This window comes from Streptomyces sp. NPDC059994 (assembly GCF_042737755.1).
Lineage (GTDB): Bacteria > Actinomycetota > Actinomycetes > Streptomycetales > Streptomycetaceae > Streptomyces.
The window spans coordinates 1-23,871 of sequence record NZ_JBHWUR010000114.1 but is presented as its reverse complement, the minus strand read 5'-3'; the positions used below and the strand labels follow the sequence as shown (position 1 = coordinate 23,871).

The window sequence follows — 23,871 nt, the reverse complement described above, 5'->3', positions numbered from 1 at the left end:
GCCCCGTACCGCATGAGCATGCGGTACGGGGCCAGGCCTTTTGCAGTTAGGGGCGCGGGGAACTGCGCGCTCAGCCCAGCACGGTCCGCAGCTGACGTCCTACACGCCCCGCCCCGCGAGGACCGCGCACGCCGCCGCGAGCGGCAACTCCGCGAGCACGGCCAGTGCCACGGCGGTCGCGAACTCGGGACCGGGCGCGGCGGTCGTCACGTCGAACCACGCGTCCATCAAGAGCAGCGCTCCCGTCGCGGCCGCCGCGGGCGACACCCGCGGGTCCCGGCGCCGCAGCAACAGCCCGGTCCCCACGAGCCCGACGGCGAGCGCCGCGTCGAGGCCGATCCACGCCGCGGGCCAGTGGGAGACCTCGACGGTCTGCGGCAGGGTCTGCGCGAGGACCACCATCCACGGCACCAGAGAAACCCCCGCCCCCGTCAGCAGCGTCGCGAGGCGCGGCCGGCGGATGCGGGTCTGCGGGGCGACGAGCGTCATGGCGGCGGGGCTCCTTCCGGCCCTGGCGGTCTCTCCGCCGGGCACGGCAACAAGCCTCGTTTGCCCGGCGGTTGAGATCAGTAGCGCGACTGTCCGACCTGAGGGTGGTGCCAGCTATACCCCCGAGCGGGCAGTAGCGTGATGGCACCGCTCCGAACTGGGCGTTTACGGTATGCACATGGCAACTCCCGGCCCGCTGCGGCGCGCGTTCGACTGGGCCGCCGCGCACGCCCCGTGGTCGGCGTGGGCCTGGCGCAACACCACCTTCGCGGCGGCGGGCATACCGCTCGCCCTGCCCGCCGCAGGCTCCGTCACGTACATGGTCATGGCACCGGGACACACCCCCAGCGCCCTGCTGTTCGTGCTCGTCCTCAGCCCGCTCCTCACCGCGCTGCAGCGCAGCCGCTTCTGGTCGCTGCTCGGCCTCGACGTGCCGGGCATCACCTGGCGCAGCCGCAGGCTGAGCTGGCGCGGGCTCGTCGAGCGGCTGCGGTCGGAGTCGACCTGGCGGCAGTACGGCTACCACCTCCTCGTCGCCCCGCTCGCCGCGGTGGCGGGCGTCCTGGTGGTGTGCGGCTGGGCGGTGGGCTTCGTGTGCGCCTTCGTCATGTCGTGGCTGTGGGCGCTGCCGCTGAACGCCCGGCTCCCGGGCTGGGCCGACACGTACGTCCTGTTCTCCGTCGGCGGGGTGCTGCTCCTGCTCGCCACCCCCTGGTTCGCGGCCGCCACCGCCCGGCTCGACGGCCACGCGGCCGCCGCCCTGCTCGGCCCCAACCGGGCCAAGGAGCTGGAGCGGCGCGTGGAGACCCTGGCCGAGAGCCGCGCCGGGGTACTGGACGCCGCCGACGCCGAGCGCCGCCGCATCGAGCGCGACCTGCACGACGGCGCCCAGCAGCGCCTCGTCTCCCTCGCCATGAACCTGGGCCTGGCCCGCGCCACCCTCACCGATCTGCCGCCCGAGGCCAGAGCCGTCATCGACGAGGCGCACCGCGAGGCCAAGGAGGCCATCGAGGAGCTCAACAACCTGGTGCGCGGGCTGCACCCGGCCGTCCTCGACGACCGGGGCCTGGACGCCGCCCTGTCCGGCATCGCCGCCCGCGCCCCGCTGCCCGTCGAGCTCACCGTCGACATCGACCGCCGCCCGGCCCCCACGGTCGAGGCCGTCGCCTACTTCGTCGTCTCCGAGGCGCTGGCGAACGTCGCCAAGCACGCACGGGCGACGCGCTGTTCCGTCCAGATCGGCCGCCGCGGCGACCTGCTCCGCCTCACCGTCTCCGACAACGGGGCGGGCGGCGCCGACGCCGCCGCCGGCACCGGACTGCGGGGCCTCGCCAAACGCGTAGGGTCCGTGGACGGGACCATCCGGATCAACAGCCCCCTCGGGGGCCCGACCGTCATCACTGTGGAGCTGCCGTGCGGGCTGTGATCGCCGAGGATTCGGTGCTGCTGCGGATAGGACTCGTCAAGGTCCTGGAGATGGCGGGGTTCGAGGTGGCCGCCGAGGCGGAGGACGCCGAGGGGCTGCTCGCCGCCGTCGAGGAACACCGGCCGAAGCTGGCCCTGGTGGACGTGCGGATGCCGCCCGGCTTCACCGACGAGGGCGTACGAGCCGCCCTGATGATCCGTCAGCAGTGGCCTGACACCGCCGTTCTGCTGCTCTCCCAGTACGTCGAGGAGCGGTACGCGGCCGACCTGCTCACCGCCCAGAGCGGCGGCATCGGCTACCTCCTCAAGCAACGGGTCGCCGACGTCGAGGAGTTCATCGACGCGCTCAAGCGCGTCGCGGGCGGCGGTACCGCGCTCGACCCGCAGGTCGTCGCCCAGCTGCTGCTGCGCCGGGGCGGCGGCAACGACCCGCTGGAACGCCTCACCCCGCGCGAACGCGAAGTCCTCGCCCTGATGGCCGAGGGCCGCTCCAACGCGGGCATCGCCGAGCAGCTGGTCGTCAGCGAGAGCGCCGTCGCCAAACACATCAACAGCATCTTCGCCAAGCTCGACCTGCCCGTCGCCGACGGCGACCACCGCCGCGTCCTGGCGGTCCTGCGGTTCCTGGACGGCGGCTCATGACCGCCACCGACACCCGCCCCCCGGGCCCCGGCACGGACCGCGAGCGCCGCCGGCACCGGGGGCTGTGGATCCTGGCCGCCGTGCTCAGCGCGCTGTTCGTGGCCGCGCCGCTGGGCTTCGAGGTGTACGCGCAGTACGCCCGCCAGACCTCCAGCCACACCAGCGTCGAGACCAGCGACCGCCACCCGGTAAAGACGATCCAGGTGGACGCGGGCAGCGCCGAGCTGACCGTGACGCCGGGCGTCGACGGCGAGGTCCGCATCCAGGAGCGGCTCTCCTGGTCGCTGCGCAAGCCCAAGGTCGCCAAGGAGTGGGACGGCGACACGCTCAGACTGCGGCCCGAGTGCGACGGCAGGTTCGCCGTCACCAGCCTCGGCTGCTCCGTCGAGCTGGACCTGACCGTGCCCGCCGGGGTCGCGCTCAAGGTGAACAGCGGCTCCGGCACCGTCCGGGTCAGCGGCCTCACCGGCCCGGTCGACGTCGACGGCGGCTCCGGCAGCGTCAAGCTCTACGGCGTACGCGGCCCGATCAACGCATCCGTCGGCTCCGGCTCCTTCAGCGGCGCCGCGATCGGCTCCACCGTGGCCGAGGTGCACTCCGGCTCCGGCCACGCGGAGCTGGAGTTCGTCACCCCGCCCCGCGAGGTCACCGCCTCCGCCGGCTCGGGCAGCGTCGACCTCTTCGTCCCCCCGGGCTCCCGCTACCGGGTCGAGGGCACCAAGGGCTCGGGCGCCCGCGACATCAAGGACTCCCTGCGCGACCCGGCCTCGGACCGCCTCATCACGGTGTCCTCCGGCTCGGGCGCCGCCACCGTGGACTACACCCGCTGGCGTTAGCGGCCCTGGGGGAGCCGCAGCCCGCCCAGGACCAGGTCGGCCACGGCCCCGAACTCCGCCAGGATCTCCGGCTTGAGCCACTGCGGTGCGTACGCCGGGTCGTGGAAGCGGCTGGTGGCGTCGAAGACCGCGCGGGCCACGTTCGCGTCCGGACCCAGGGACGTGAACTGACCGCGCTCCACGCCCCGGTGGACGATCTGCTCGATCTGCGCGACCAGTTCGGTGATGTGCTCCTCGACCACCGCGCTGTTCTCCGCGAGCAGCACCTCGTACGTCGCGAACAGCTGGGGGTCGTCGCCCGCCTTGCGTCGCTTGGCCTCGAAGAGCCCCGCCAGCCAGGCGCGCAGCGACGCCTCCGCGTCCTCGGGCTCGTCCGCGATGGAGCTCAGCTCGCGCGTCGTGCGGTCCAGCCAGCGCTTGGTGACGGCCTCCCGCAGCGCCGACTTCGTACGGAAGTGGCGGTACACACTGCCGTGGCTGACGCCGAGCTGGCGGGCGACATCGACGACCGTGGCCTTCGCCGGGCCGTGGCGGCGCAGCACTTCCACGGTCGCTTCGAGGATGCGCTCGGCGGTCAGTGGTTCCGTACTCATGACCTTGACGTTACCCGCCGTGTCCGCCACCGGGCCCGGCCCTGTGGACAACTCAGTGCTCGCTGTCCAGATGGGCCATCTGCGCCGCCGGGTAGCGCTCGCCCGAGGCCGCTCCGGACGGGACCGCCGCCTCGATCGCGGCCAGGTCCCGGGCGTCGAACGTGACGTCCAGGGCGCCGAGCGCCTCGGTGAGGCGGTCCCGGCGGCGGGCGCCGACCTGTCACCCCGCATCTGCCGGTCGGCCGTCACCCCACCGTCTTCGGCAGCCGCAGGCTCAGCAGCACCGTGAGCACCACCGCCGCCAGCTGCACCAGCAAGGTCACCGCAAGCGCGTCCCGGGTGCCCATCGAGGGCGCCAGCGAGAGGAAGAGGCTGCCGAGAGTGGCGACGCCGAGGGCGAGGGCGGACTGCTGGGTGGTGACCAGGACGCCGCTGCCCACACCCGCGCGGTCGGTCGGGACGTCGGAGAGCACGATCCGGAACAGCACCGGCAGTTGGAGGCCCTGGCCGAGCCCGGCGAGCGCGACGCCCGGCGCCAGCTCGGCGATCCCGAGGCCGGACCAGTCCTGCCAGGCGGTGAGCAACAGGACCGTGATGCCGAGGCCCTGGATGAGGCCACCGGTGGTGACGACCCGGCTCCCGTACCGGCCGATCAGACGCGGCCCGGCGAGCGACGCGGCGAAGAACGCCACCGCCATCGGCACCAGGGCGAGCCCGGCGGACACCGGGCCCATCCGCAGGCCCTGTTGGAGGACGACCGCGATCACGAACATGAAGCCGCTGAAGCCGACCGAGAACGGCACGATCATGACGAGGCCGCGGTGCAGCGAGGGCAGCCGCAGCAGGCTCGGCGGCACCAGCGGCGTACCGCCGAGGCGGTCGGCCCGCTGCTCGGTCCGGAAGAACGCGAAGGCGGCGAACGGGAAGACGGCGAGCGAGACCCAGGTCCACAGCGGCCACCCGGCCGCGCGCCCCTCGGTCAGCGGCAGCAGCAGGCTGATCAGCGAGAGCGCGAGCAGCAGCGTGCCGGGCACGTCCACCGAGGCGGGCCGGTCGGAGCGGGTCTCCGGCACACTGCGGACCGCGAGCACCAGTCCGACGATTACCACCGGCACGTTGACCAGGAAGACCGCGCGCCAGCCGCTGCCCGCGATGTCGGCGGCGACCAGCACGCCGCCGAGGATCTGCCCGGCGACCATGGAGAGCCCCGCGGTCGCCCCGTACAGGCTCATCGCGCGGGCCCGGCGCGGTCCGGCCGTGGTGGCCTGGATGGTGGCGAGGACCTGCGGCAGCATCAGCGCGGACGCGGCGCCCTGGGCGACCCGGGCCGCGACGAGCGTCCACGCGGTCGGCGCCAGGCCGCAGGCCAGCGAGGTCACGCCGAAGGCGGCCATGCCGACGAGGAAGAGCCGGCGCCGCCCGGCGGTGTCGCCGAGCCGGCCGCCGAGGACGAGCAGCACGGCGTACGCGACGCCGTAGCCCGCGACCACCAGTTCCAGCGTGGCCGGGCCCGCGGACAGGTCCTTCTCCATGGTGGGCAGGGCGACGTTGACGATGAAGAAGTCGATCAGGGGCAGGGCCGCGCCGAGCAGTACGGTGAACAGCCCGAGCGAGCCGATCGCCGCGCCGCCGTGGCGGATGACCGGGACGGCGGCGACCTCTGCGGTGGATGTGGATCCGGAAGTACTCACGTCATTGCTCACGCAGAAGACGATCGTCCTTCGCTCAGCCTGGTACCAGAGTCTCTTTATCCTGGTACACGCAGTACCTGGCAATGGGGTGGGCGGTGCGGCACCCTGGTTCCATGACCACTGTGGCCCCGGAGTCCGACGTCCGCAGGCACGAGCTGGCGGAGTTCCTGCGCAGCCGCCGCGAGCGCATCACGCCCGAACAGGTCGGCCTGCCGCACGGCCGCCGCCGGCGCACCCCCGGGCTGCGCCGCGAGGAGGTCGCCCACCTCTCCGCCGTCGGCGTCACCTGGTACACCTGGCTGGAGCAGGCCCGGGAGATCCAGGTCTCCGCCCAGGTCCTGGACGCGCTGGCGCGCGCCCTGCTGATGGACCGCAGCGAGCGCGCGCACCTCTTCGCCCTCGCGGGCACCAATGACCCGAACCCCAACGCGCCCTGCCCGACGGTGACTCCGTCGCTGCGCGCGATGCTGGACCAGCTGGAGCCGCTGCCCGCCTGCATCCAGAACAGCCGGTACGACATCCTGGCGTACAACCGCACGTACGCCAGGCTCCTCTGCGACCTGGACGCGCTGCCGCCCGAGGACCGCAACTGCATGTGGCTGGCCTTCACCAACAACGACTGGCGCGCGGCGGTCGCCGATCTGCCGGACGTCAACCGCATGATGGCCGCCAAGTTCCGCGCCTCCATGGCCGAGCACCTGGCCGAGCCCGCCTGGAAGACGCTCCTGAACCGGCTGGAGAACGGCTCGCCCGAGTTCCGCGAGATCTGGGCCCGCCACGAGGTGGTCGACCAGAGCGGCCGCGAGAAGTACATCCGCAACGCCCATGTGGGCCTGCTGCACCTGGAACACACCAACCTGTGGCTGGGGCCGTCCTCGGGCCCGCGCCTGGTGACGTACGTTCCGCTGGACGCCGCATCGCGTGCGGGGCTTGAGCGGCTGCTGGAGATGGCGGCTCCGCAGGGCGTGTCGGCGTAAGGCCCGGCAGCCGCTGGTGGCAGGAAGTCCCGCCGCTCCTCAAGGCGTGGAGCGGCGGGGCGCCTGGTGGTCCTGGTGCACGTTCAGATGGAGCCGAACTCTCCGGCCTTGAGACTTGCCACGAAGGAAGAGAAGGCGCCTGCGGGAAGGTTCAGGGCCGGGCCGTTCGGGGTCTTGGAGTCACGGACGGGGACCATGCCGCGCGTGGCGGCAAGGTTCGTGGCGACCTGTACGCACTGGCCGCCGTTACCGCTGTACGAACTCGTGAACCAGCGGGGGGATTCGGTCGTCACTGGGAACCCTTTCGAAACTGGTCGATCAGAGCCACGGACGCCGCTTGCGGCAACGCCTCGGCCTGTAGCTGATGGTATGCCTTAAGTATGGCCACCACAGCGGCGCCGTCCCGCTCCAGATGTCCCCGCTGCGCTGACTCGGCATAGGACATGATCGAGCGGTCCGGCATGGTCAACACGGTTACCGGCAGGCTGAATGGCCTCCTCGCCCCCATGCTGAACGGGGCGACCTGGAGCAAGGTGTTCGGCATCGCGGCGAACTCCAGCAGACGATCGAACTGGGCCGCCATGACCGAAGAGTCGCCCATCGGCCGCCGAATACAGCTTTCGTCAAGCACGGCATGGATCAACGGGGACGGGGTGCGGGCGAGCGTGGATTGCCTGCGGGCCACCAACCGCACTCGTTCTTCGGCCTGTTCGGGCGTGCTCGCCTCCCGCCGAACCGCGTCGGCTTCCAGCGTTGCCGCGTACTCCGTGGTCTGAAGCAAACCGGGGATGACGCCCACTTCGTACAACCGGACCTCAACCGCCCGCCCCTCGTACTTGACGTACTCCGGGAACCCCTCCAGCAGGCTCCCTTGACGCATCTGCCGGTACTCGCGCTCGAACGTGTCCGCGGCGCCCTCAAGGCCGAGCGCCCGGTCCGCACTACGCGAGAACCGGAGAGTCGGAGGCTTCCGGCCAGTTTCCACCGCCGAAATATGCACACTGGAATATTCCATGCGGTCGCCAAGATCATCTTGGGTCCAGCCCCGCGCCTCCCGCAGGCTGCGCAGACGCGCCCCGTATGCCGCCTGCGGCGAGGCGTCCGGCCTCAACTCCTTGCGGTTCAAAGGATGTTCACCAACCTTCCGTTCGCTTCCAGCAAGTTGAATGGTCCCCAGGTGTGAGCCACGCTGAACGCGCCCGGTAGTAATAGCACTACGGAGAGGAGCGGTCATGTCCGGCGAGAACAGGGCCGCCGAGAGGGCGGGATCATGACCAGCCCGGAATACGTGGCGGACACCGCGAATGACGACAGGGTCGGCGTAGTGCAGCAGCGCTACGAAGGGAGCGTCTATCTGCGTCCCCCCGGCGGGGGAACCGAGTGGGCCACGGCGCCGGAAGCCCTGCGGCACCTTTCCCCCGAGGAGCTGGAGCGGGTCCGCGTGTTCGAGACCCCTGTGGGCGGGTGGCGCTGATGTGGGCGTTTCCGGTTGGACTGCCGGCAGGGTCGGAGTACGACGCAGTACCTGTCAGCGCGGTGGACCCGACCTACGGTCCGGAGCCGGTCGGCGCCCCGGGGTGCGACTGCTGTGACGCCTGGCGCGCCGACCGTGAGGTGGCTCGCGAGGCGCGAGAGCGCAAGAGGGTCCAGAGGGCGGACGCGGAGATCACGCGCCATCCCGCCCACCTGGCGTGGCCCGGCGAGGAGGCGTTCCAGTGAGTGCCGGAAGCACGCCGCGGGGCGTTGTCCACAGGGTGCTGCGGCACCCGTCCAGCGAAGTGACCATGACGGCCCGGTGCCTCCACGGCAGCGGATGTAAGTGGATGCTGGCCGCGACGAACGACCTTGAGGCGGGAAGCGTCGCGATCATGTCGCACACCGCCGAGACGGGGCATGGGATCTTCACGCGCCGCCTGGAGGACGTGGCGTGCGTGGTCCTTGACCATGCGCAGGAACAGGCGCGCCGGGTGACGGTCAACCGCCTTGAAGCGGCCGCGAACCCGGAGGCTGCCCGCGAGGCTGCGGAGGAGCACGCGAGGGCAGAGGCGTGAGCCGAGTCGTCCTGGTCGCCCCGAGCGTCCGCGGCCTGGGGTACCCACACCACGTACGTCCATGAGTTCCCGGCCCCCGGCGAGGCCCAGCCACCGAAGTGGTCCCGTTCCGGCCGGGGGTCGGGTTGCAAGGCCCCGCCCGGTCGCCCGCCTCCGGTCGCACGCCTCGTTCCCGGGAAGCGGAGACGGCCGCCATCGTGGACAAGCCCCATCGGCCGATCAACGTACCGGGCACCTTGGGCAAGCTGGTGGACCAGATGATGCGCCGCAATCCGGCCGATCGCCCCACGATTCAGGAAGTCTGCGCGAGCCTGGCCCAGGTGGCGGCGTAGAACCCCTGGTGTTCGCCCGTCGGAGTAAAGGGATCCACGCGCGCGTAAGGCGGCGACCGCACTCCACGCGCGCGTGGAGGCGCCCCGGTGGTCACGAGACCCCCGCCCCCACCACTTCCGTCTCCAGCCGCTCCGCCGTCCGCCGCGCCGACTCCCTGGCCCGGCGGCCGCTGGTGGCCGCGCCCATGAGGAGGACGGCCAGGCCGCACCCGGTGATGATCCACCAGGCCGGGCGGGCCGCGTCCGGGAAGGCGTCGGCGTAGCCGCCCGGGGCCGCGCCCGACAGGCCGCCCGCGAGGACCGCGCCGATCACGGCGACGCCCAGCGTCTGGCCCGTCTGGCGGCTGGTGGAGGCCACCGCCGCCGCGACGCCCGCCTGGGAGCGGGGCATTCCGGAGACGGCCGTGTTGGTGATGGGGGAGTTGACCATGCCGAAGCCGAGGCCGACCAGGACGTACCCGGTGAAGAGCAGAGGCGTCGACGGCTCGCCCCGGAACGCCGAGAACACCAGCCCGCTCGCGGCCATCGTGACGCCCGCGATCAGCAGCGACGGCCGTGGGCCCCGGCTCGCGACCAGGCGTCCCGACAGCGGTGCCACGACGAGGGTGACCGCCGCCATCGGCACCATGTAGAGCCCGGCGTGCAGGGCGTTGAGGCCGCGTACGTTCTGTAGGTAGAGCGTGTTGACGAACAGGAAGCCGCCCAGCGCGGCGAAAACCGAGACCGCGATCACCGTCGCCCCGCTGGGGGCGAGCGAACAGAGCAGCGAGCCGAGGGTGAAGACGATCAGGCCCGCCATGAAGACCCGGCGGCGGCCGATCCGGTCGGCCGTCGAGCCGGAGAGCATCAGCAGGGAGGCGAGGACGAGCGTGTAAGCGTCGATCGTCCACTGCATCCCGGAGACCGTGGTGTGCGGTTCGCGCTGCATGGTGGGCAGCGCCACGTTCAGGATCGTGTTGTCGAGGCCGACGATCAGCAGACTCATACAGCAGATCGCCAGCACGAGTATGCGCCGCCGGGGGCTGAGATCGGGCATCCGTCGGTAGTACGGCTAACTAATGACTTGGTCCATGTAGTACGGCTAACTAATTACTGCGGGGATGCGCGACAATGGCTGGATGACCACGCTCAACATCGGCCCGCATGCCGTGCAGCCTCCCGTGGTGCTGGCACCCATGGCCGGCATCACCAATGCCCCGTTCCGTACCCTGTGCCGCGAGTTCAGCGGCGGCAAGGGGCTGTTCGTGAGCGAGATGATCACGACGCGGGCGCTGGTCGAGCGCAACGAGAAGACCATGCAGCTGATCCACTTCGACGAGACGGAGACGCCCCGCTCGATCCAGCTGTACGGGGTCGACCCGGTCACCGTCGGCAAGGCGGTCCGGATGATCGTCGACGAGGACCTGGCCGACCACATCGACCTGAACTTCGGCTGCCCCGTGCCCAAGGTGACGAGGAAGGGCGGGGGATCGGCCCTGCCCTACAAGCGCCCGCTGCTGCGCGCCATCCTCAACGAGGCCGTCTCCAACGCTGGGGACCTGCCGGTCACCATGAAGATGCGCAAGGGCATCGACGACGACCACATCACGTTCCTGGACGCCGGGCGGATCGCCGTCGAGGAGGGCGTCACCGCGATAGCGCTGCACGGCCGCACCGCCGCCCAGCACTACGGCGGCACCGCCGACTGGGACGCCATCGCGCGCCTGAAGGAGCACGTCCCGGAGATCCCGGTGCTCGGCAACGGCGACATCTGGTCCGCCGAGGACGCGCTGCGGATGATGAAGGAGACCGGCTGCGACGGCGTCGTCGTGGGCCGCGGCTGCCTCGGCCGCCCCTGGCTCTTCGGCGACCTGGTGGCCGCGTTCGAGGGTACGGACTCCTACGCGCGCCCCACGCTGCGCACGGTCGCGGATGTGATGGTGCGGCACGCGACGCTGCTCGGCGAGTGGATCGGCGACGAGTCGCGCGGTGTGATCGACTTCCGCAAGCACGTGGCCTGGTACCTCAAGGGGTTCGCGGTCGGTTCGGAGATGCGCAAGCGGCTGGCGATCACCTCGTCCCTGGAGGAGCTGAGCGCTCAGTTGAGCGAGCTCGACCTGGACCAGGGGTGGCCGGACGGCGCAGACGGGCCGCGCGGGCGCACCTCGGGCAACAACCGGGTGGTCCTGCCGGACGGCTGGCTGAAGGACCCGTACGACTGCTCGGGCGTCAGCATGGACGCCGAGCTGGACACCTCAGGCGGGTAAACCGGTACCAACTGGAGGAAAACGGCGGAGCCGGACCCGGTTCCGCCGTTTCGCGTGGGCGTGATCCAGGGTCCGGATCGTGGAATTCCGGCCCGCCCGACGGCGTGATTCTCGCCACCCCTGATAGGGGTTGCGCTCAGATGAGCACTTTCGAGGCGGCTGCATCTCTAGAAGGGGTGGCACTGAGTGCCACCCCTTCAGTGTTCAAGAAGTGAACTCACCTGTGCCCATGGGTGCTCAGAAGAGCGTGAAATGAGCACGGAACCCGCATTCTTGGCGCATCCGGGTTCAGGGAGTGAACGCATCGAGATCGCTCCGGTTACCTTGCGGTTACTTTCGATCTGGTGGCGGACGAGTGGTTAAGGCCCCATGACGCGCAAGTGGACGTACCCAGACACCTTCGATCTGGGTATGTTCCTCGCCGTCAGGGCAGCCGCCACGCTATTTCGGAGCCGAGGAGTCGGGACCCGTGTCGGAAGACAAAGACCTCCAGCACAGCCAGAAGTTCGTCTACGACTTCACCGAAGGGAACAGGGACCTCAAGGACCTGCTCGGTGGAAAGGGCGCGAACCTCGCCGAGATGACCAACCTCGGCCTGCCGGTCCCTCCCGGCTTCACCATCACCACCGAGGCGTGCAAGGTCTACCTCGACAGCGGTGAGGAGCCGGCCGCGCTGCGCGACGAGGTCAGCGCGCACCTCGACGCCCTTGAGCAGAAGATGGGCAAGAAGCTCGGCCAGGCCGACGACCCGCTGCTCGTCTCCGTACGCTCGGGCGCCAAGTTCTCCATGCCCGGCATGATGGACACCGTCCTCAACATCGGGCTGTCCGACGCCTCGGTGACCGGTCTCGCCAAGCAGTCCGGCGACGAGCGCTTCGCCTGGGACTCCTACCGCCGCCTCATCCAGATGTTCGGCAAGACCGTGCTCGGCGTGGACGGCGAGCTCTTCGAGGACGCCCTTGAGGCCGCCAAGGCCGCCAAGAAGGTCACCGTCGACACCGACCTCGACGCCGCCGACCTGAAGAAGCTGGTCAAGCACTTCAAGAAGGTCGTCAAGACCGAGTGCGGACGCGACTTCCCGCAGGACCCGCGCGAGCAGATGGACCTCGCCGTCAAGGCGGTCTTCGAGTCGTGGAACACCGACCGCGCCAAGCTCTACCGCCGCCAGGAGCGCATCCCGGGCGACCTGGGCACCGCCGTCAACATCTGCTCGATGGTGTTCGGCAACCTCGGCCCCGACTCGGGCACCGGCGTCGCCTTCACCCGCGACCCCGCCTCCGGCCACCAGGGCGTCTACGGCGACTACCTGCAGAACGCCCAGGGCGAGGACGTCGTCGCGGGTATCCGCAACACCGTGCCGCTGGCCGAGCTGGAGTCGATCGACAAGAAGTCGTACGACCAGCTCATGCAGATCATGGAGACCCTTGAGACCCACTACAAGGACCTCTGCGACATCGAGTTCACCATCGAGCGCGGCCAGCTCTGGATGCTCCAGACCCGGGTCGGCAAGCGCACCGCCGGTGCCGCCTTCCGGATCGCGACCCAGCTGGTGGACCAGGGCCTGATCGACGAGGCCGAGGCGCTCCAGCGCGTCAACGGCGCCCAGCTGGCCCAGCTGATGTTCCCGCGCTTCGACGACCAGGCCAAGGTCGAGCAGCTCGGGCGCGGCATCGCCGCCTCCCCGGGCGCCGCGGTCGGCAAGGCGGTCTTCGACTCGTACACCGCCATCAAGTGGTCCCGCTCGGGCGAGAAGGTCATCCTGATCCGCCGCGAGACCAACCCGGACGACCTGGACGGCATGATCGCCGCCGAGGGCATCCTGACCTCGCGCGGCGGCAAGACCTCGCACGCGGCGGTCGTGGCGCGCGGCATGGGCAAGACCTGTGTCTGCGGCGCCGAGGAGCTGGAGGTCGACACCAAGCGGCGGCGGATGACCGCGCCGGGCGGTGTGGTCGTCGAGGAGGGCGACGTCGTCTCCATCGACGGCTCCACCGGCAAGGTGTACCTCGGTGAGGTCCCGGTCGTGCCGTCGCCGGTCGTCGAGTACTTCGAGGGCCGCATGCACGCGGGCGCCGACGACGCGGACGAGCTGGTCGCGGCCGTGCACCGGATCATGGCGTACGCGGACCGGGTACGCCGCCTGCGCGTACGGGCCAACGCCGACAACGCCGAGGACGCCCTGCGGGCACGGCGGTTCGGCGCCCAGGGCATCGGCCTGTGCCGCACCGAGCACATGTTCCTCGGCGAGCGCCGCGAGATGGTCGAGCGGCTGATCCTGGCCGACACCGACGAGGAGCGCGAGACGGCACTCAGTGCCTTGCTGCCGCTCCAGAAGAAGGACTTCGTCGAGCTCTTCGAGGCGATGGACGGTCTGCCGGTGACGGTACGGCTGCTCGACCCGCCGCTGCACGAGTTCCTGCCCGACATCACCGAGCTGTCGGTCCGCGTCGCGCTCGCCGAGTCCCGCAAGGACGCCAACGAGAACGACCTGCGGCTGCTCCAGGCCGTGCACAAGCTGCACGAGCAGAACCCGATGCTGGGCCTGCGCGGCGTACGTCTCGGTCTGGTCATCCCCGGTCTGTTCGCCATGCAGGTGCGGGCGATCGCGGAGGCCGCGGCCGAGCGCCGGGGCGCCAAGGGCGACCCGCGTGCGGAGATCATGATTCCGCTGGTCGGCACGGTCCAGGAGCTGGAGATCGTCCGCGACGAGGCCGACCAGGTCATCGCCGAGGTCCAGGCGGCCACCGGTACCGACCTCAAGCTCACCATCGGCACGATGATCGAGCTGCCGCGCGCCGCCCTGACGGCGGGCCAGATCGCCGAGGCGGCCCAGTTCTTCAGCTTCGGCACCAACGACCTGACCCAGACGGTCTGGGGCTTCTCGCGGGACGACGTGGAGGCGAGCTTCTTCACCGCGTACCTGGAGAAGGGCATCTTCGGGGTCTCGCCGTTCGAGACCATCGACAAGGACGGCGTCGGCGCGCTCGTGCGCTCCGCCGTCGAGGCCGGCCGGGCCACCCGCCCCGACCTGAAGCTGGGCGTCTGCGGCGAGCACGGCGGCGACCCGGAGTCGGTGCACTTCTTCCACGAGGTGGGCCTGGACTACGTGTCCTGCTCGCCGTTCCGCATCCCGGTGGCGCGCCTGGAGGCGGGCCGCGCGGCGGCGGAGTCGAAGGGCAGCGACTCCCGATAGGGCCCCGGAGCCGCCACCGGGTCCCCGACCCTCAACACCGATCCGGTGGCGGCTCCGGATCCACAGAGAAGGGGCGGCACCCTGTGCGGGGGTGCCGCCCCTTCCGCTTGCCCGCGTGCCCTTCTCCTGCTTGCTCCGGGCCGGGCACAGATGCGGGCTCAGATGCGGGCACAGATGTTTCCTGGGCGTGCTTCCGCTTAATTCCTGTTGAAGCGCGGACATTCAACGGGCCCTTGGCCCTAAATGCAGAGTGCGGTTGACGGATCCCCAACCGTGAAACGCCCTCAGTCATCCCCGCCGGGCACGGAGCCGCCACCATGCCTACCGCCGCCAGACGAAGCAAAGCCCCCCACGGTCCTCACAACGTCTTTCCGGTCGGCCCGGTGTCGTGCCCGACGTCGTACAGCTTTTCGGTACACACCGGCTGCTCGCGATGCCTTTCAAGTGTGGCTGAAAGGCCGGTGGTCACGGCCTGTGACGGTAGGCATACTCAGGGGCGGGACGATTGCGGATGCAACACGATGCAACACGTTGCAACATTCGAGACAGGTGGAGATTCGGTGCTGCGTATTCATTTCACTGGCGTGGACCTGGCCCGGGTGCGCATGGCGCCTGGTCCGGACGCGCTGTGGGAAACGATTCTCAGCTTTCATCGATTAAGAGACCGTCGGGGCGCCCTAGTCTTCGGTGAATGGCGAACGGAAACGCGTACCCGGTTGAACGGTGAAACACGTCTGCTCTCCGCAGTGGTGCCGGGCCGCGGCTATTTTCCCGACTTCCTCACGCCCGCCGAAGGGCCGCACACCATCGAGTCAGGGCTCGAAGTCGTGCGCGAGACGGGACAGGACCGGCTGTACGACGAGCTCTCCCGGGTCGCGGGGCCCCGGGGGCTGCCCCGGTGGGTGCGGGCGCTCGCCGAGGGCCGCGGCGAGCCGCTGGACCGTCTCATGGGCGCGCTGCGCAGCTACCACCGGGCCGCCATCTCGCCGTACTGGACGCACATCCAGGCCCGCGTCGACGCCGACCGGGCCGCCCGCGGCCGCGCGCTCCTCGACGGCGGGGCGGACGAACTCCTCGCCTCGCTCCCGCCGATGATGCGCTGGCGGGCCCCCGTCCTGGAGGCGGACTACCCGGTGGACCGGGACGTGTACCTGGAGGGCCGCGGGCTGCTGCTGCAGCCGTCCTTCTTCTGCCGCCGTACGCCGGTGACGCTCCAGGACCCGCTGCTGCCGCCGGTGCTGGTGTATCCGGTGACGCACACCCTCACGCCGTACGAGAGACAGGGCGCGGGCACCGCGCCCGGCCCCTCGCTCGGCCGGCTGGTCGGGCACACCCGCTCGGCGGTGCTCCAGTCGATAGGCCACGGCTGCACGACGAGCGAACTCGCCCGCCGGGCGGGGGTGTCGCTCGCCTCGGCCAGCCAGCACGCCGGCGTCCTGCGGGAGGCCGGGCTGCTGGTGACCCTGCGGCACGGGAGCGCGGTGCTGCACACGCTGACCCCGTTGGGGACGGCGCTGCTGCGGGGTGGCCAGCCGGTGATGGCGGAACGTTCCGCCCCGGCGACGCTGTAGGGCGTACGGGGCTCCCGGGGGGTGGCTTGAAACGGTCGCTCCCCGGCGGGTCCTCGGACGCGGGCCCGCCGGGGGGTGCCGGGGCTTGCCGGACGCGGGCCGCCCGCCGTCAGGGACGGAAGCGCGGAGGTCCGCAGAGCCGGAAGCGCAGGGGTCCGCAGAGCCGGAAGTGCAGGCGCCCGCAGAGCCGGAAGTGCAGGCTCCCTCAGAGCCGGAAGCGCAGGCGGCAGATCACCGCGTCCGTCGAGGATCAGCGAGGCCGCGGCGACCAGGCCGGTGCGCGGGCCCAGGTGGGCGCGGGCCACCGCGTACGAGCCGCCGCCGTTCGGGAACGCGGCGATGACCTGCCGGTACGAGGCGACGAGCACGGCGAGCAGGGCGGCGATGGCGAGCGTCACGGGCAGGGTGAACCCGAGCCCGTACGACCCGGCCGCGGCCAGCACCAGCACGATGGCCTCGGGGCCGTACGCGACGGAGGCCATGGCATCGAGGGAGAGGGCGGCGAGGCCCTGGGTGGCGGTCAGGCGGTGGGGGTCGGCCCCGCCGCGCGCGCCTGTGGCTCCGGCCCCGGTTCCGGGAGGTTCCTCGGCCGCGGGGTCGGCGGCCCGGGTCATCGGCTTGATCAGCATGCCCCGATCCTGCGCCGCGCGCCGCCCGGACCCGGGGGTTCTTGGCGGGGCCTTGTCGGGTGGGGGCGGGTTCCTTACGGGGTCTTGACGGGGTGGGGATGTGCCCCTGCCCGCCCCTGGACGGGCATACCTGGCAGACGGCTACAGCCGCCGCCGGTCGGGCCGGGATGCGCTGGTGTGCGCCAGGATGCCGCGCCGCCGCCGTCACCGGCTCGGGGCGGGGTCTGCTGTCGCTGAGGCCCACTGGAAGGTGCCGGACGTCGAGTGCCTGCGCCCGGGAACGTGGCTGGGTGTGCCGCGCGTCGACCTGACCGCCCGGCCCGGACCGTACTGGGCCCTGCCACCAGCCGCCGTGGGCTGCGTGTGCGCGGCGCGGGCCGTGGCCGAGCTGGTGGCGCTCGGGCAGACCCGGCTGCGTCAGATGCCGTCGCCGGAGCGGACGCCGTGAGCCCCCGCTCGGTGATCCGGTACGCGGAGTGGATGCTCGGCTCGGACCAGACTCCCGGCGCCTCCGGAGCGATCCACGTAATGGAGTGCACGACGTGCCTCGACGCCTCCCCGCCCTCCGACGAGCGGGCGGGACCGGAGGACTGGGCGATCCGGCACACCGCCCGGCAGCACGATCACGCCGGGTTCCGAGCCGTCGTGACCTCGTTCAGCCGGGTCACCCCGGCCCCGGGCAATCCGCTTGCCTGAACCCTCCGGGAGTGGGTGGGGGGCTTCCCGGGGGCTGCGGCCCTGGACCCCGCTTGCGGGGCTCCGCCCCGGATCCTGTTCGTCTGCGGGCCGAGTGTGGCTGGTCGAGCAGTTCCCCGCGCCCCTTAGGGAGCTCCGCTCATCAAACGCCCGGGGGCTGTAGGTGCCGCGCCCCTTGTGCCTTGGGGGCGCGGGAACTGCGCGATCAGCCAAAGCCAACCCGCAGACGAAAACCGGGCCGAAAGGGGGCGCGGGGAACTGCTCGACCAGCCCCCACTCGCCCGCAGGCAAACGGGGGATCCGGGGGCGTGGCCGCAGGAATTACCACCCGTACCGCACCCCCGTAAGCTCCTCAGAAGCCACCCACAGACGCTCCCCCGTCCCGTCGTCCAGGGTCCACTTCGCTCGGGACGATCTCGCGGGGGCGCCGCGCCAGCCCTGGAGGCGGGGGCCCGTGAAGGAGTCGGGGCGGACGGACGGGGCCGTGGCGGCGTACAGCGTGGGGAGGGCGCCGGCCTCGGCGGGCTGGGCCAGGAGGCGGTTGCCGAGTTGGGCCAGGCGTTCGGCGGCGCGGCGGCCCTCCATGCGGGCGCCGGCCGTCTGGAGGTTGGTCGAGGCGTAGCCGGGGTGCGCGGCGGCGGCCACCACGGCCGAGCCCGCCGACCGCAGCTGGCGGGACAGCTCGTGGACGAAGAGGAGGTTGGCCGTCTTGGAGCGGGCGTAGGCGATCCAACGGCGGTAGCGGCGCTCGCTGTTGAGGTCTGCGAGGTCGATGTTGGAGAGGGCGTGCAGACCGCTGGAGACCGAGATCACCCGCGCCGCCGGGGCCGCCCGGAGTTGGGACAGGAGCAGGCCCGTGAGCGCGAAGTGGCCCAGGTGGTTGACCCCGAACTGCCGCTCGAAGCCGTCCGCCGTCCTGCCGTACGGCAGCGCCATCACACCCGCGTTGTTGATCAGCAGGTCCAGACTGTCCTGCTGATACGTTTCTGCGAACGCCCGGACCGAGGACAGATCCGCCAGGTCGAGCGGTACGAACCGGACGTTCGCGCCGTATACCTGACGGTTGATCAGCGCTTCCGCCTCCTTGCCCCGGGCCTCGCTGCGGCAGGCCAGGATCACGTGCGCGCCCTTGCGGGCGAGTTCGCGTGCCGTGATGAGTCCGATGCCGCTGTTCGCCCCGGTGACGACCGCCGTACGGCCGCTCTGGTCGGGGATGTCCCTCGCGCTCCAGCCCTGAGTCATGCGGCCCACCGTACCGTCCGGTAGGTCCGGGCAGTAGGGCCGCCGGGCCGGGGCTCAGGCGGCCGAGCCGCCGTCGATCACCAGGTCCGTGCCCACCGCCGACGCCGCGTCGTCCGAGGCCAGATAGAGGACCGCCGCCGCGATCTCGGCGGTGGTCGAGACCCGGCCCAGCGGCGAGTCCGTCTTCATCCGCGCCGCGCGCTCGGCCTCCGTCTCGCCCGCGCGCAGCGACATCGTGGTGGCGGAGGCGCCGGGGCTGACCGCGTTGATACGGATGCCGTCCTGGATGTGGTCGAGGGCGGCGGCCCGGGTCAGCGCGGAGACCGCGGCCTTGGTGGTGAGGTACCCGGCGGCGCCCGGGGTCCGCTTGTGGGCGCCGAGGTTGGAGCCGATGTTGACGATCGCGCCGCCGTGCTCCTGGGCGCGCATCTGGGCGACCTCGGCCTGGAGGGCGAGGAAGACGCCGGTGAGGTTGGTGTCGAGCATGGCCTGCCAGTCCTCGGGCGCCAGGTCGGCGAGGGCCGCGCCGCCCTTGCCGCGCAGTACCGCGGCGTTGTTCACGGCGACGTCGAGCGAGCCGAAGCGGTCGACGACGGCCGACACCAGGGCGCGCACGTCCTCGGCGCGGGACACATCGGCGGTGAACGCGGCCGCCACCCCGCCCGCCTCCTCGATCAGTGCCACGGTCTCGTCGAGCGAGGCCGCGGTACGTCCGGCGACGGCCACCCGGGCCCCCTCGGCGGCGAAGGCGAGTGCGATGGCCCGGCCTATCCCGGATCCGGCCCCGGTGACGAGCGCGGCCCTGCCGGTGAAGCGGGCGGCAGCTGAGCGAGTAGACATTTTTGACCAATCATTCTGTTATTGGGGGAGAAGGAAGCGGGCGCCGCCATGGTGCGGCGCCCGCGTCGGGGCTGTCTTGTTCAGTCCAGCAGTGCCAGCGCGGCCTCGGCCGCCTCCCGCACCCTCGCCGGGTCGTCGGACGCCTTGCCCATCACCCGCATGCCCTGCATGAGCACCAGGAAAAGACGGGCCAGCGAGCGCGGATCGCGCTCGGGCGGCAGCTCGCCCTGGGCCCCGGCCCGTACGAGCGCGGAGTGCAGCAGCGTCTCCAGCCGCTCCCAGGCCTGCTCGACCCGACGGGCCGCGGCGGCGTCGTGCGGGCCCATCTCGGCGGCGGTGTTGGTGGCGAAACAGCCGTTCAGGCGGGTTTCCGGGGCAGTCGACTCGGCGGCGAAGCGGCGGACGACGGCCCGCACCGCGGGCAGTGCGGGGCCCGGCGCCGACAGCTCGCGGAACAGGATCGCGCTGTGTGTCTCGCCGTACCGGTCGAGCGCCTTCAGATACAGCTCGTGCTTGTTGCCGAAGGTCGCGTAGATGCTGGCGCGGCCGATGCCGAGGTGCTCGACGAGGTCCGCCATCGATGTCGCCTCGTAGCCGCGCCGCCAGAACAGCTCTGTGGCCGACTGGAGTGCGGCGTCCGGATCGAATTCCTTGGTCCTGGCCACGAGGACGACAGTAAGGCTATATGGAATGATCGGTCAAGTACACCTGGAGGGAGACCTCGTCGTCGTCCAGGCACTGGCCCGTCTCCAGGTCGAAGCGCTGCTTGAGCAGCGGCGAGGCGACGAAGGCCCGGCCCTGCGCCGTACCGAGCAGTCCGCGCGACATGACGTACGCGCCGGTGAACGGGTCGCGGTTGTCGATCGCGTACGCGCGTCCGGTGCGGTCGGTGAAGACCGCCGCCTGGCGCCCGTCGGGCAGCAGCGCGGCGACCCCCCGGCCCGGGATGAGCCGCGCGCGCTCGCAGACCTCGAACCAGCCGTCGTCCAGCAGGAGTCGGATGCTGCTGTCGTTGATCGTGGGGTTGTTCGTCGTCGCGTTGTTCATCGTGCGGCCACCTCCAGGGTCAGGATGGGCAGTTCGGGCTTGATCTGGCCGCGCTCGGGCACGAACCGGACCGTGGGGTCGGGAGTGCCGGGCGCGTTGACGAAGGAGACGAACCGGGCGAGGCGCTCGGGGTCCTCGACCGTCTCGGCCCACTCGTCGCGGTACGCGGAGACATGGGTGGCCATCAGCGCCTCCAGCTCGTCGCAGATGCCGAGTGAGTCGTCGACCACCACGTCCTTGACGTGCTTGAGGCCGCCCTCGATCCGCTCCAGCCACACCGAGGTGCGCTCCAGGCGGTCGGCGGTGCGGATGTAGAACATGAGGAACCTGTCGATCAGACGGACGAGTTCGTCGTCGTCGAGGTCCTGGGCCAGCAGGTCCGCGTGGCGCGGGGTCGCCCCGCCGTTGCCGCCCACGTACAGGTTCCAGCCGTTGGCCGTGGCGATCACGCCGAAGTCCTTGGACTGGGCCTCCGCGCACTCGCGGGCGCACCCCGAGACCGCCGACTTCAGCTTGTGCGGGGAGCGCAGACCCCGGTAGCGCAGCTCCAGTTCGATCGCCATCCTGACCGAGTCCTGCACTCCGTAGCGGCACCAGGTCTGCCCCACACAGGACTTCACGGTGCGCAGCGACTTGCCGTACGCGTGGCCCGACTCGAACCCGGCGGCCACCAGCCGCGCCCAGATCACCGGGAGCTGGTCGACCCGCGCGCCGAAGAGGTCGATGCGCTGGCCGCCGGTGATCTTCGTGTAGAGGCCGTAGTCGCGGGCCACCTCGCCGATGACGATCAGCTTCTCGGGGGTGATCTCGCCGCCGGGGATGCGCGGCACGATCGAGTACGAGCCGTTGCGCTGGATGTTGGCGAGGAAGTGGTCGTTGGTGTCCTGGAGCGCGGCCTGCTCGCCGTCGAGGATGTGGCCGTTGCCGAGGCTCGCCAGGATGGAGGCGACGGCGGGCTTGCAGATCTCGCAGCCGTCGCCGCCGCGCGCGGCCGGGCGCCCGTGCTCGTCCAGGAGCTGCTGGTACGAGCCGACGCGCAGCGCGAGCGCGATCTCGTACAGCTCCTGGCGGGTGTGGGCGAAGCAGTCGCACAGACCGCCGTCGCCGGTCTTCGGCAGCAGCTTCTCGATGGTCTTGAGGCAACTGCCGCAGCCCGTACCGGCCCTGGTGCACTTCTTGACCTCGGGCAGCGAGCCGAGCGGGGTGATCGCGCCCTTGGTGACGTTGTGGCAGGAGCAGATCACCGCGTCGTCGGGCAGCGCCTCCGGGCCGAGGGCGACGGGTGCGCCGAGGCCGGGGGGCAGCACCAGCTGCTCGGCCGGGATCGGCGGGATGTGGCCGGTGAGCGGGCGCAGCGTGCCGTACATCTCGGCGTCCCCCACCAGGACCCCGCCGAGCAGGGTGCCGTCGGGGGAGACGACCAGCTTCTTGTAGATGCCCGAGCGCGCGTCCGTGTAGACGACGTCGAGGCTGCCCTCGGCGGTGCCGTGCGCGTCCCCGAAGGAGGCGACGTCCACGCCGAGCAGCTTCAGCTTGGTGGACATGTCGGCGCCGGTGAAGGACTTCTCCGGCTGCTCCTCGCCGCTGGCGAGGGTGTCGGCGACCGCGACCGCCATCTCGTATCCGGGCGCGACCAGGCCGTACACCTTCCCGTCGCAGGCCAGCGCGCACTCGCCGATCGCGTAGACGGCCGGGTCGGAGGTGCGGCACTGCTCGTCGACCACGATGCCGCCGCGCTCGCCCACCGTCAGACCGCAGTCGCGGGCCAGCTGGTCGCGCGGGCGCACCCCGGCCGAGAAGACGACCAGGTCGGTGTCGAGCCGGGAGCCGTCGGACAGGAGCATGCCGTCCACGGCCCGCTCACCGGTGACCTCCTGGGTGCCGACGCCGGTGTGCACCGACAGGCCCATGTTCTCGATGGTGCGCAGGAGGGCCGCGCCGCCGCCGTCGTCGACCTGGGCGGGCATCAGACGCGGCGCGAACTCCACGATGTGCGTGGCCAGTCCCAGCCCCTGGAGCGCGCCCGCCGCCTCCAGGCCGAGCAGCCCGCCGCCGACCACCGCGCCGGTGGTCGCGGTGCGGGCGTACTCCTCGATGGCGAGCAGGTCCTCGATGGTCCGGTAGACGAAACAGCCCGCCAGGTCCTTGCCGGGCACCGGCGGCACGAAGGGGTACGAGCCGGTGGCGAGCACCAGGACGTCGTACGCGAAGACGCTCCCGGAGCGCGCGGTGACCGTGCGGGCGGCCCGGTCCACGCTCTGCGCGGGGTCGCCGAGGTGCAGCTCGATGCCGTACTTCTCGATGAACCCGTCCTCCACCATGGAGAGTTCGTCGGGTGTGGTGCCGGTGAAGTACGAGGTGAGGTGGACCCGGTCGTAGGCGGGGCGGGGTTCCTCACCGAGCACCACCACGCGGGCGTGGTCGGTGACCCCCTTCTCGGCCAGGGCTTCCAGGAATCGCTGGCCGACCATGCCGTGGCCGACCACGACGATCGTGCGGGCTGCGGCCGAGGGTGCGGGTGTGGTCATGTCGGAACCCTCCGTCGTGGGTGAGCGGGTGCGGCGGGGGCGGGGTGGCCGGCGGGCCGACCGGCACGGTGTCCGAACCCATGACCGCAGCCTGCAAGGCCGCTGTTTCCCGGTCGGATCTGACCGGTTTCCCGGGCGCAACGGCCCGCTCAGTCCCGCGAGGGGGTGCCTGTGAGTGTTCTGCGGAAGCGGTGGGGGCGGCCGTGAGCCGGGCGTACTCACTCCGCGCGCCGACGGGACGCGCGGAGGGGGGTACGCGGAGGGGGCGCGGCTGCCCCGGGGGGCCTTACCGCGTGCCGGTCAGATGGGCGAAGACCACCACGTTGCCCCGGTAGCCCGACTTCTCGTCGAAGCCGCCGCCGCAGGTGATCACGCGCAGCTCCGGGCGCCCGGCCGGGCCGTACACACGCCGGTCCGGGAAGGCGTCGCCCGGATACACCTCGACCGCGTCGACGGTGAAGAGCGCCGTGCGCCGGTCCGCGCGGGCCACCTCGACCCGGCTGCCCTTCTTCAGCGCGCCCAGCGCGTAGAAGACGGCGGGCCCGCGCGCGTCGTCGACGTGCCCGGCCATCACGGCCGTGCCGTCGGCCCCCGGCGCGGTGCCGTCCTTGTACCACCCGGCGGACCCGCTGCTGCCCGGCGGCGGCACGTCCAGGCTGCCGTCCCGGGCCAGGCCGAGCCGCATCACCGGCGCGTCCACCCGGATCGCCGGGATCCGGATGCGTACGGGCTCGGAGGGCGGCAGGGCCGCTCCCGCGAGGGCGCCGCCCGTACGGGCGGCGCCCGCGCGCGGGGGGGGGGGGCCGGTGCCGCCCGCCGGGGCGGGGGCGGTGCTCGCCGCGC

25 protein-coding genes and 2 pseudogenes are annotated in these 23,871 nt (G+C 71.6%); 13 read left to right on the top strand and 14 right to left on the bottom strand.

Translation table 11 applies throughout. From position 1 onward, the window contains the following. Positions 1–99 precede the first annotated feature (99 nt). Positions 100–489 carry a hypothetical protein gene (locus ACFWA7_RS34205; protein ID WP_385544942.1) on the bottom strand — a complete coding sequence of 130 codons (390 nt, stop codon included), beginning with the start codon at positions 487–489 and terminating at the stop codon, positions 100–102. A 178-nt stretch (positions 490–667) separates the two neighbouring features. On the opposite strand from ACFWA7_RS34205, the gene ACFWA7_RS34200 reads away from it, so the two are divergent. From ACFWA7_RS34200 to ACFWA7_RS34190, 3 genes are read left to right on the top strand one after another with little or no spacing between them, the layout of a single operon-like run. Then, the gene (locus tag ACFWA7_RS34200; RefSeq protein WP_385544939.1) at positions 668–1,915 is read left to right on the top strand and encodes a sensor histidine kinase; all 1,248 of its coding nucleotides are present in this window, start codon (positions 668–670) and stop codon (positions 1,913–1,915) included. Beyond that, complete coding sequence (locus tag ACFWA7_RS34195; RefSeq protein WP_385544936.1) at positions 1,903–2,556, top strand: response regulator; 654 nt, start codon at positions 1,903–1,905, stop codon at positions 2,554–2,556. The genes ACFWA7_RS34200 and ACFWA7_RS34195 overlap by 13 nt, the downstream gene beginning before the upstream one ends. Next, the gene (locus ACFWA7_RS34190; protein WP_385544933.1) at positions 2,553–3,392 is read left to right on the top strand and encodes a DUF4097 family beta strand repeat-containing protein; all 840 of its coding nucleotides are present in this window, start codon (positions 2,553–2,555) and stop codon (positions 3,390–3,392) included. The genes ACFWA7_RS34195 and ACFWA7_RS34190 overlap by 4 nt, the downstream gene beginning before the upstream one ends. Here ACFWA7_RS34190 and ACFWA7_RS34185 read toward each other — a convergent pair. The 3 genes and pseudogenes from ACFWA7_RS34185 to ACFWA7_RS34175 all read right to left on the bottom strand — a co-directional run bounded on the left by ACFWA7_RS34185 (position 3,389) and on the right by ACFWA7_RS34175 (position 5,625). Next, a complete protein-coding gene (locus ACFWA7_RS34185) occupies positions 3,389–3,985 on the bottom strand; it encodes a TetR family transcriptional regulator (RefSeq protein ID WP_385544930.1) in 597 nt (198 codons plus the stop codon). The two genes, ACFWA7_RS34190 and ACFWA7_RS34185, sit on opposite strands and share 4 nt — an antisense overlap. A gap of 52 nt (positions 3,986–4,037) precedes the next feature. Continuing rightward, positions 4,038–4,202: pseudogene (locus tag ACFWA7_RS34180) on the bottom strand (aldo/keto reductase); the annotation flags it as partial. Between the two features lie 28 nt (positions 4,203–4,230). Next, a complete protein-coding gene (locus tag ACFWA7_RS34175; protein ID WP_385544945.1) occupies positions 4,231–5,625 on the bottom strand; it encodes an MFS transporter in 1,395 nt (464 codons plus the stop codon). Between the two features lie 164 nt (positions 5,626–5,789). Here ACFWA7_RS34175 and ACFWA7_RS34170 point away from each other — a divergent pair, with 164 nt between their 5' ends. Continuing rightward, positions 5,790–6,653 (top strand): helix-turn-helix transcriptional regulator, encoded by an 864-nt coding sequence (locus ACFWA7_RS34170; RefSeq protein WP_385826972.1) that lies wholly within the window; start codon positions 5,790–5,792, stop codon positions 6,651–6,653. Between the two features lie 83 nt (positions 6,654–6,736). Here ACFWA7_RS34170 and ACFWA7_RS34165 read toward each other — a convergent pair whose 3' ends face one another. Next, positions 6,737–6,946, bottom strand: a complete 210-nt coding sequence (locus ACFWA7_RS34165; RefSeq protein ID WP_385544924.1) for a DUF397 domain-containing protein — start codon at positions 6,944–6,946, stop codon at positions 6,737–6,739. Continuing rightward, a complete protein-coding gene (locus ACFWA7_RS34160; protein ID WP_385544921.1) occupies positions 6,943–7,779 on the bottom strand; it encodes a Scr1 family TA system antitoxin-like transcriptional regulator in 837 nt (278 codons plus the stop codon). Before ACFWA7_RS34160 ends, ACFWA7_RS34165 begins: the two co-directional genes overlap by 4 nt. Before the next feature lie 144 nt (positions 7,780–7,923). Here ACFWA7_RS34160 and ACFWA7_RS34155 point away from each other — a divergent pair, with 144 nt between their 5' ends. The 4 genes from ACFWA7_RS34155 (at position 7,924) to ACFWA7_RS34140 (ending at position 9,036) form a co-directional block, all read left to right on the top strand. Then, a complete protein-coding gene (locus ACFWA7_RS34155) occupies positions 7,924–8,127 on the top strand; it encodes a hypothetical protein (protein ID WP_385544918.1) in 204 nt (67 codons plus the stop codon). 62 nt (positions 8,128–8,189) lie between these two features. Next, on the top strand, positions 8,190–8,372 hold the full coding sequence (locus ACFWA7_RS34150) for a hypothetical protein (RefSeq protein ID WP_385544915.1): 183 nt from the start codon (positions 8,190–8,192) through the stop codon (positions 8,370–8,372). 104 nt (positions 8,373–8,476) lie between these two features. Next, positions 8,477–8,704 carry a hypothetical protein gene (locus ACFWA7_RS34145; RefSeq protein WP_385544912.1) on the top strand — a complete coding sequence of 76 codons (228 nt, stop codon included), beginning with the start codon at positions 8,477–8,479 and terminating at the stop codon, positions 8,702–8,704. Between the two features lie 197 nt (positions 8,705–8,901). Next, positions 8,902–9,036: a hypothetical protein gene (locus ACFWA7_RS34140; protein ID WP_385826970.1), complete on the top strand. Its 135-nt coding sequence runs from the start codon at positions 8,902–8,904 to the stop codon at positions 9,034–9,036. A gap of 91 nt (positions 9,037–9,127) precedes the next feature. Here ACFWA7_RS34140 and ACFWA7_RS34135 read toward each other — a convergent pair whose 3' ends face one another. Continuing rightward, positions 9,128–10,072: an MFS transporter gene (locus tag ACFWA7_RS34135; protein ID WP_385826968.1), complete on the bottom strand. Its 945-nt coding sequence runs from the start codon at positions 10,070–10,072 to the stop codon at positions 9,128–9,130. Between the two features lie 64 nt (positions 10,073–10,136). Between ACFWA7_RS34135 and dusB the strand changes: the two genes are divergently transcribed. The 3 genes from dusB (at position 10,137) to ACFWA7_RS34120 (ending at position 16,046) form a co-directional block, all read left to right on the top strand. Next, complete coding sequence (gene dusB / locus ACFWA7_RS34130) at positions 10,137–11,282, top strand: tRNA dihydrouridine synthase DusB (protein ID WP_385544906.1); 1,146 nt, start codon at positions 10,137–10,139, stop codon at positions 11,280–11,282. A 469-nt stretch (positions 11,283–11,751) separates the two neighbouring features. Continuing rightward, on the top strand, positions 11,752–14,475 hold the full coding sequence (gene ppdK, locus ACFWA7_RS34125) for a pyruvate, phosphate dikinase (protein ID WP_385826967.1): 2,724 nt from the start codon (positions 11,752–11,754) through the stop codon (positions 14,473–14,475). Between the two features lie 560 nt (positions 14,476–15,035). Continuing rightward, on the top strand, positions 15,036–16,046 hold the full coding sequence (locus tag ACFWA7_RS34120) for an ArsR/SmtB family transcription factor (protein WP_385544900.1): 1,011 nt from the start codon (positions 15,036–15,038) through the stop codon (positions 16,044–16,046). A 242-nt stretch (positions 16,047–16,288) separates the two neighbouring features. On the opposite strand, the pseudogene ACFWA7_RS34115 reads toward ACFWA7_RS34120, so the two are convergent. Continuing rightward, positions 16,289–16,675: pseudogene (locus ACFWA7_RS34115) on the bottom strand (amino acid permease); the annotation flags it as partial. Between the two features lie 100 nt (positions 16,676–16,775). Between ACFWA7_RS34115 and ACFWA7_RS34110 the strand changes: the two are divergent. After that, positions 16,776–17,123: a hypothetical protein gene (locus ACFWA7_RS34110; RefSeq protein WP_385826965.1), complete on the top strand. Its 348-nt coding sequence runs from the start codon at positions 16,776–16,778 to the stop codon at positions 17,121–17,123. Beyond that, positions 17,120–17,371 carry a hypothetical protein gene (locus ACFWA7_RS34105; RefSeq protein WP_385826963.1) on the top strand — a complete coding sequence of 84 codons (252 nt, stop codon included), beginning with the start codon at positions 17,120–17,122 and terminating at the stop codon, positions 17,369–17,371. Before ACFWA7_RS34110 ends, ACFWA7_RS34105 begins: the two co-directional genes overlap by 4 nt. Positions 17,372–17,692: 321 nt before the next feature. Here the strand turns inward: ACFWA7_RS34105 and ACFWA7_RS34100 are convergent, their stop codons facing one another. The 6 genes from ACFWA7_RS34100 to ACFWA7_RS34075 all read right to left on the bottom strand — a co-directional run. After that, positions 17,693–18,613: an oxidoreductase gene (locus tag ACFWA7_RS34100; RefSeq protein ID WP_385544890.1), complete on the bottom strand. Its 921-nt coding sequence runs from the start codon at positions 18,611–18,613 to the stop codon at positions 17,693–17,695. A gap of 54 nt (positions 18,614–18,667) precedes the next feature. After that, positions 18,668–19,453: an SDR family NAD(P)-dependent oxidoreductase gene (locus ACFWA7_RS34095; protein ID WP_385826961.1), complete on the bottom strand. Its 786-nt coding sequence runs from the start codon at positions 19,451–19,453 to the stop codon at positions 18,668–18,670. Between the two features lie 80 nt (positions 19,454–19,533). Continuing rightward, positions 19,534–20,118 (bottom strand): TetR/AcrR family transcriptional regulator, encoded by a 585-nt coding sequence (locus ACFWA7_RS34090; RefSeq protein WP_385826959.1) that lies wholly within the window; start codon positions 20,116–20,118, stop codon positions 19,534–19,536. A gap of 16 nt (positions 20,119–20,134) precedes the next feature. Then, a complete protein-coding gene (gene nirD / locus ACFWA7_RS34085) occupies positions 20,135–20,500 on the bottom strand; it encodes a nitrite reductase small subunit NirD (RefSeq protein ID WP_385826957.1) in 366 nt (121 codons plus the stop codon). Next, the gene (gene nirB, locus ACFWA7_RS34080) at positions 20,497–23,028 is read right to left on the bottom strand and encodes a nitrite reductase large subunit NirB (protein WP_385826955.1); all 2,532 of its coding nucleotides are present in this window, start codon (positions 23,026–23,028) and stop codon (positions 20,497–20,499) included. The genes nirD and nirB overlap by 4 nt, the downstream gene beginning before the upstream one ends. A gap of 286 nt (positions 23,029–23,314) precedes the next feature. Continuing rightward, the coding region (locus ACFWA7_RS34075) for a class F sortase (protein WP_385826953.1) at positions 23,315–23,871 on the bottom strand (557 nt) is incomplete at its 5' end.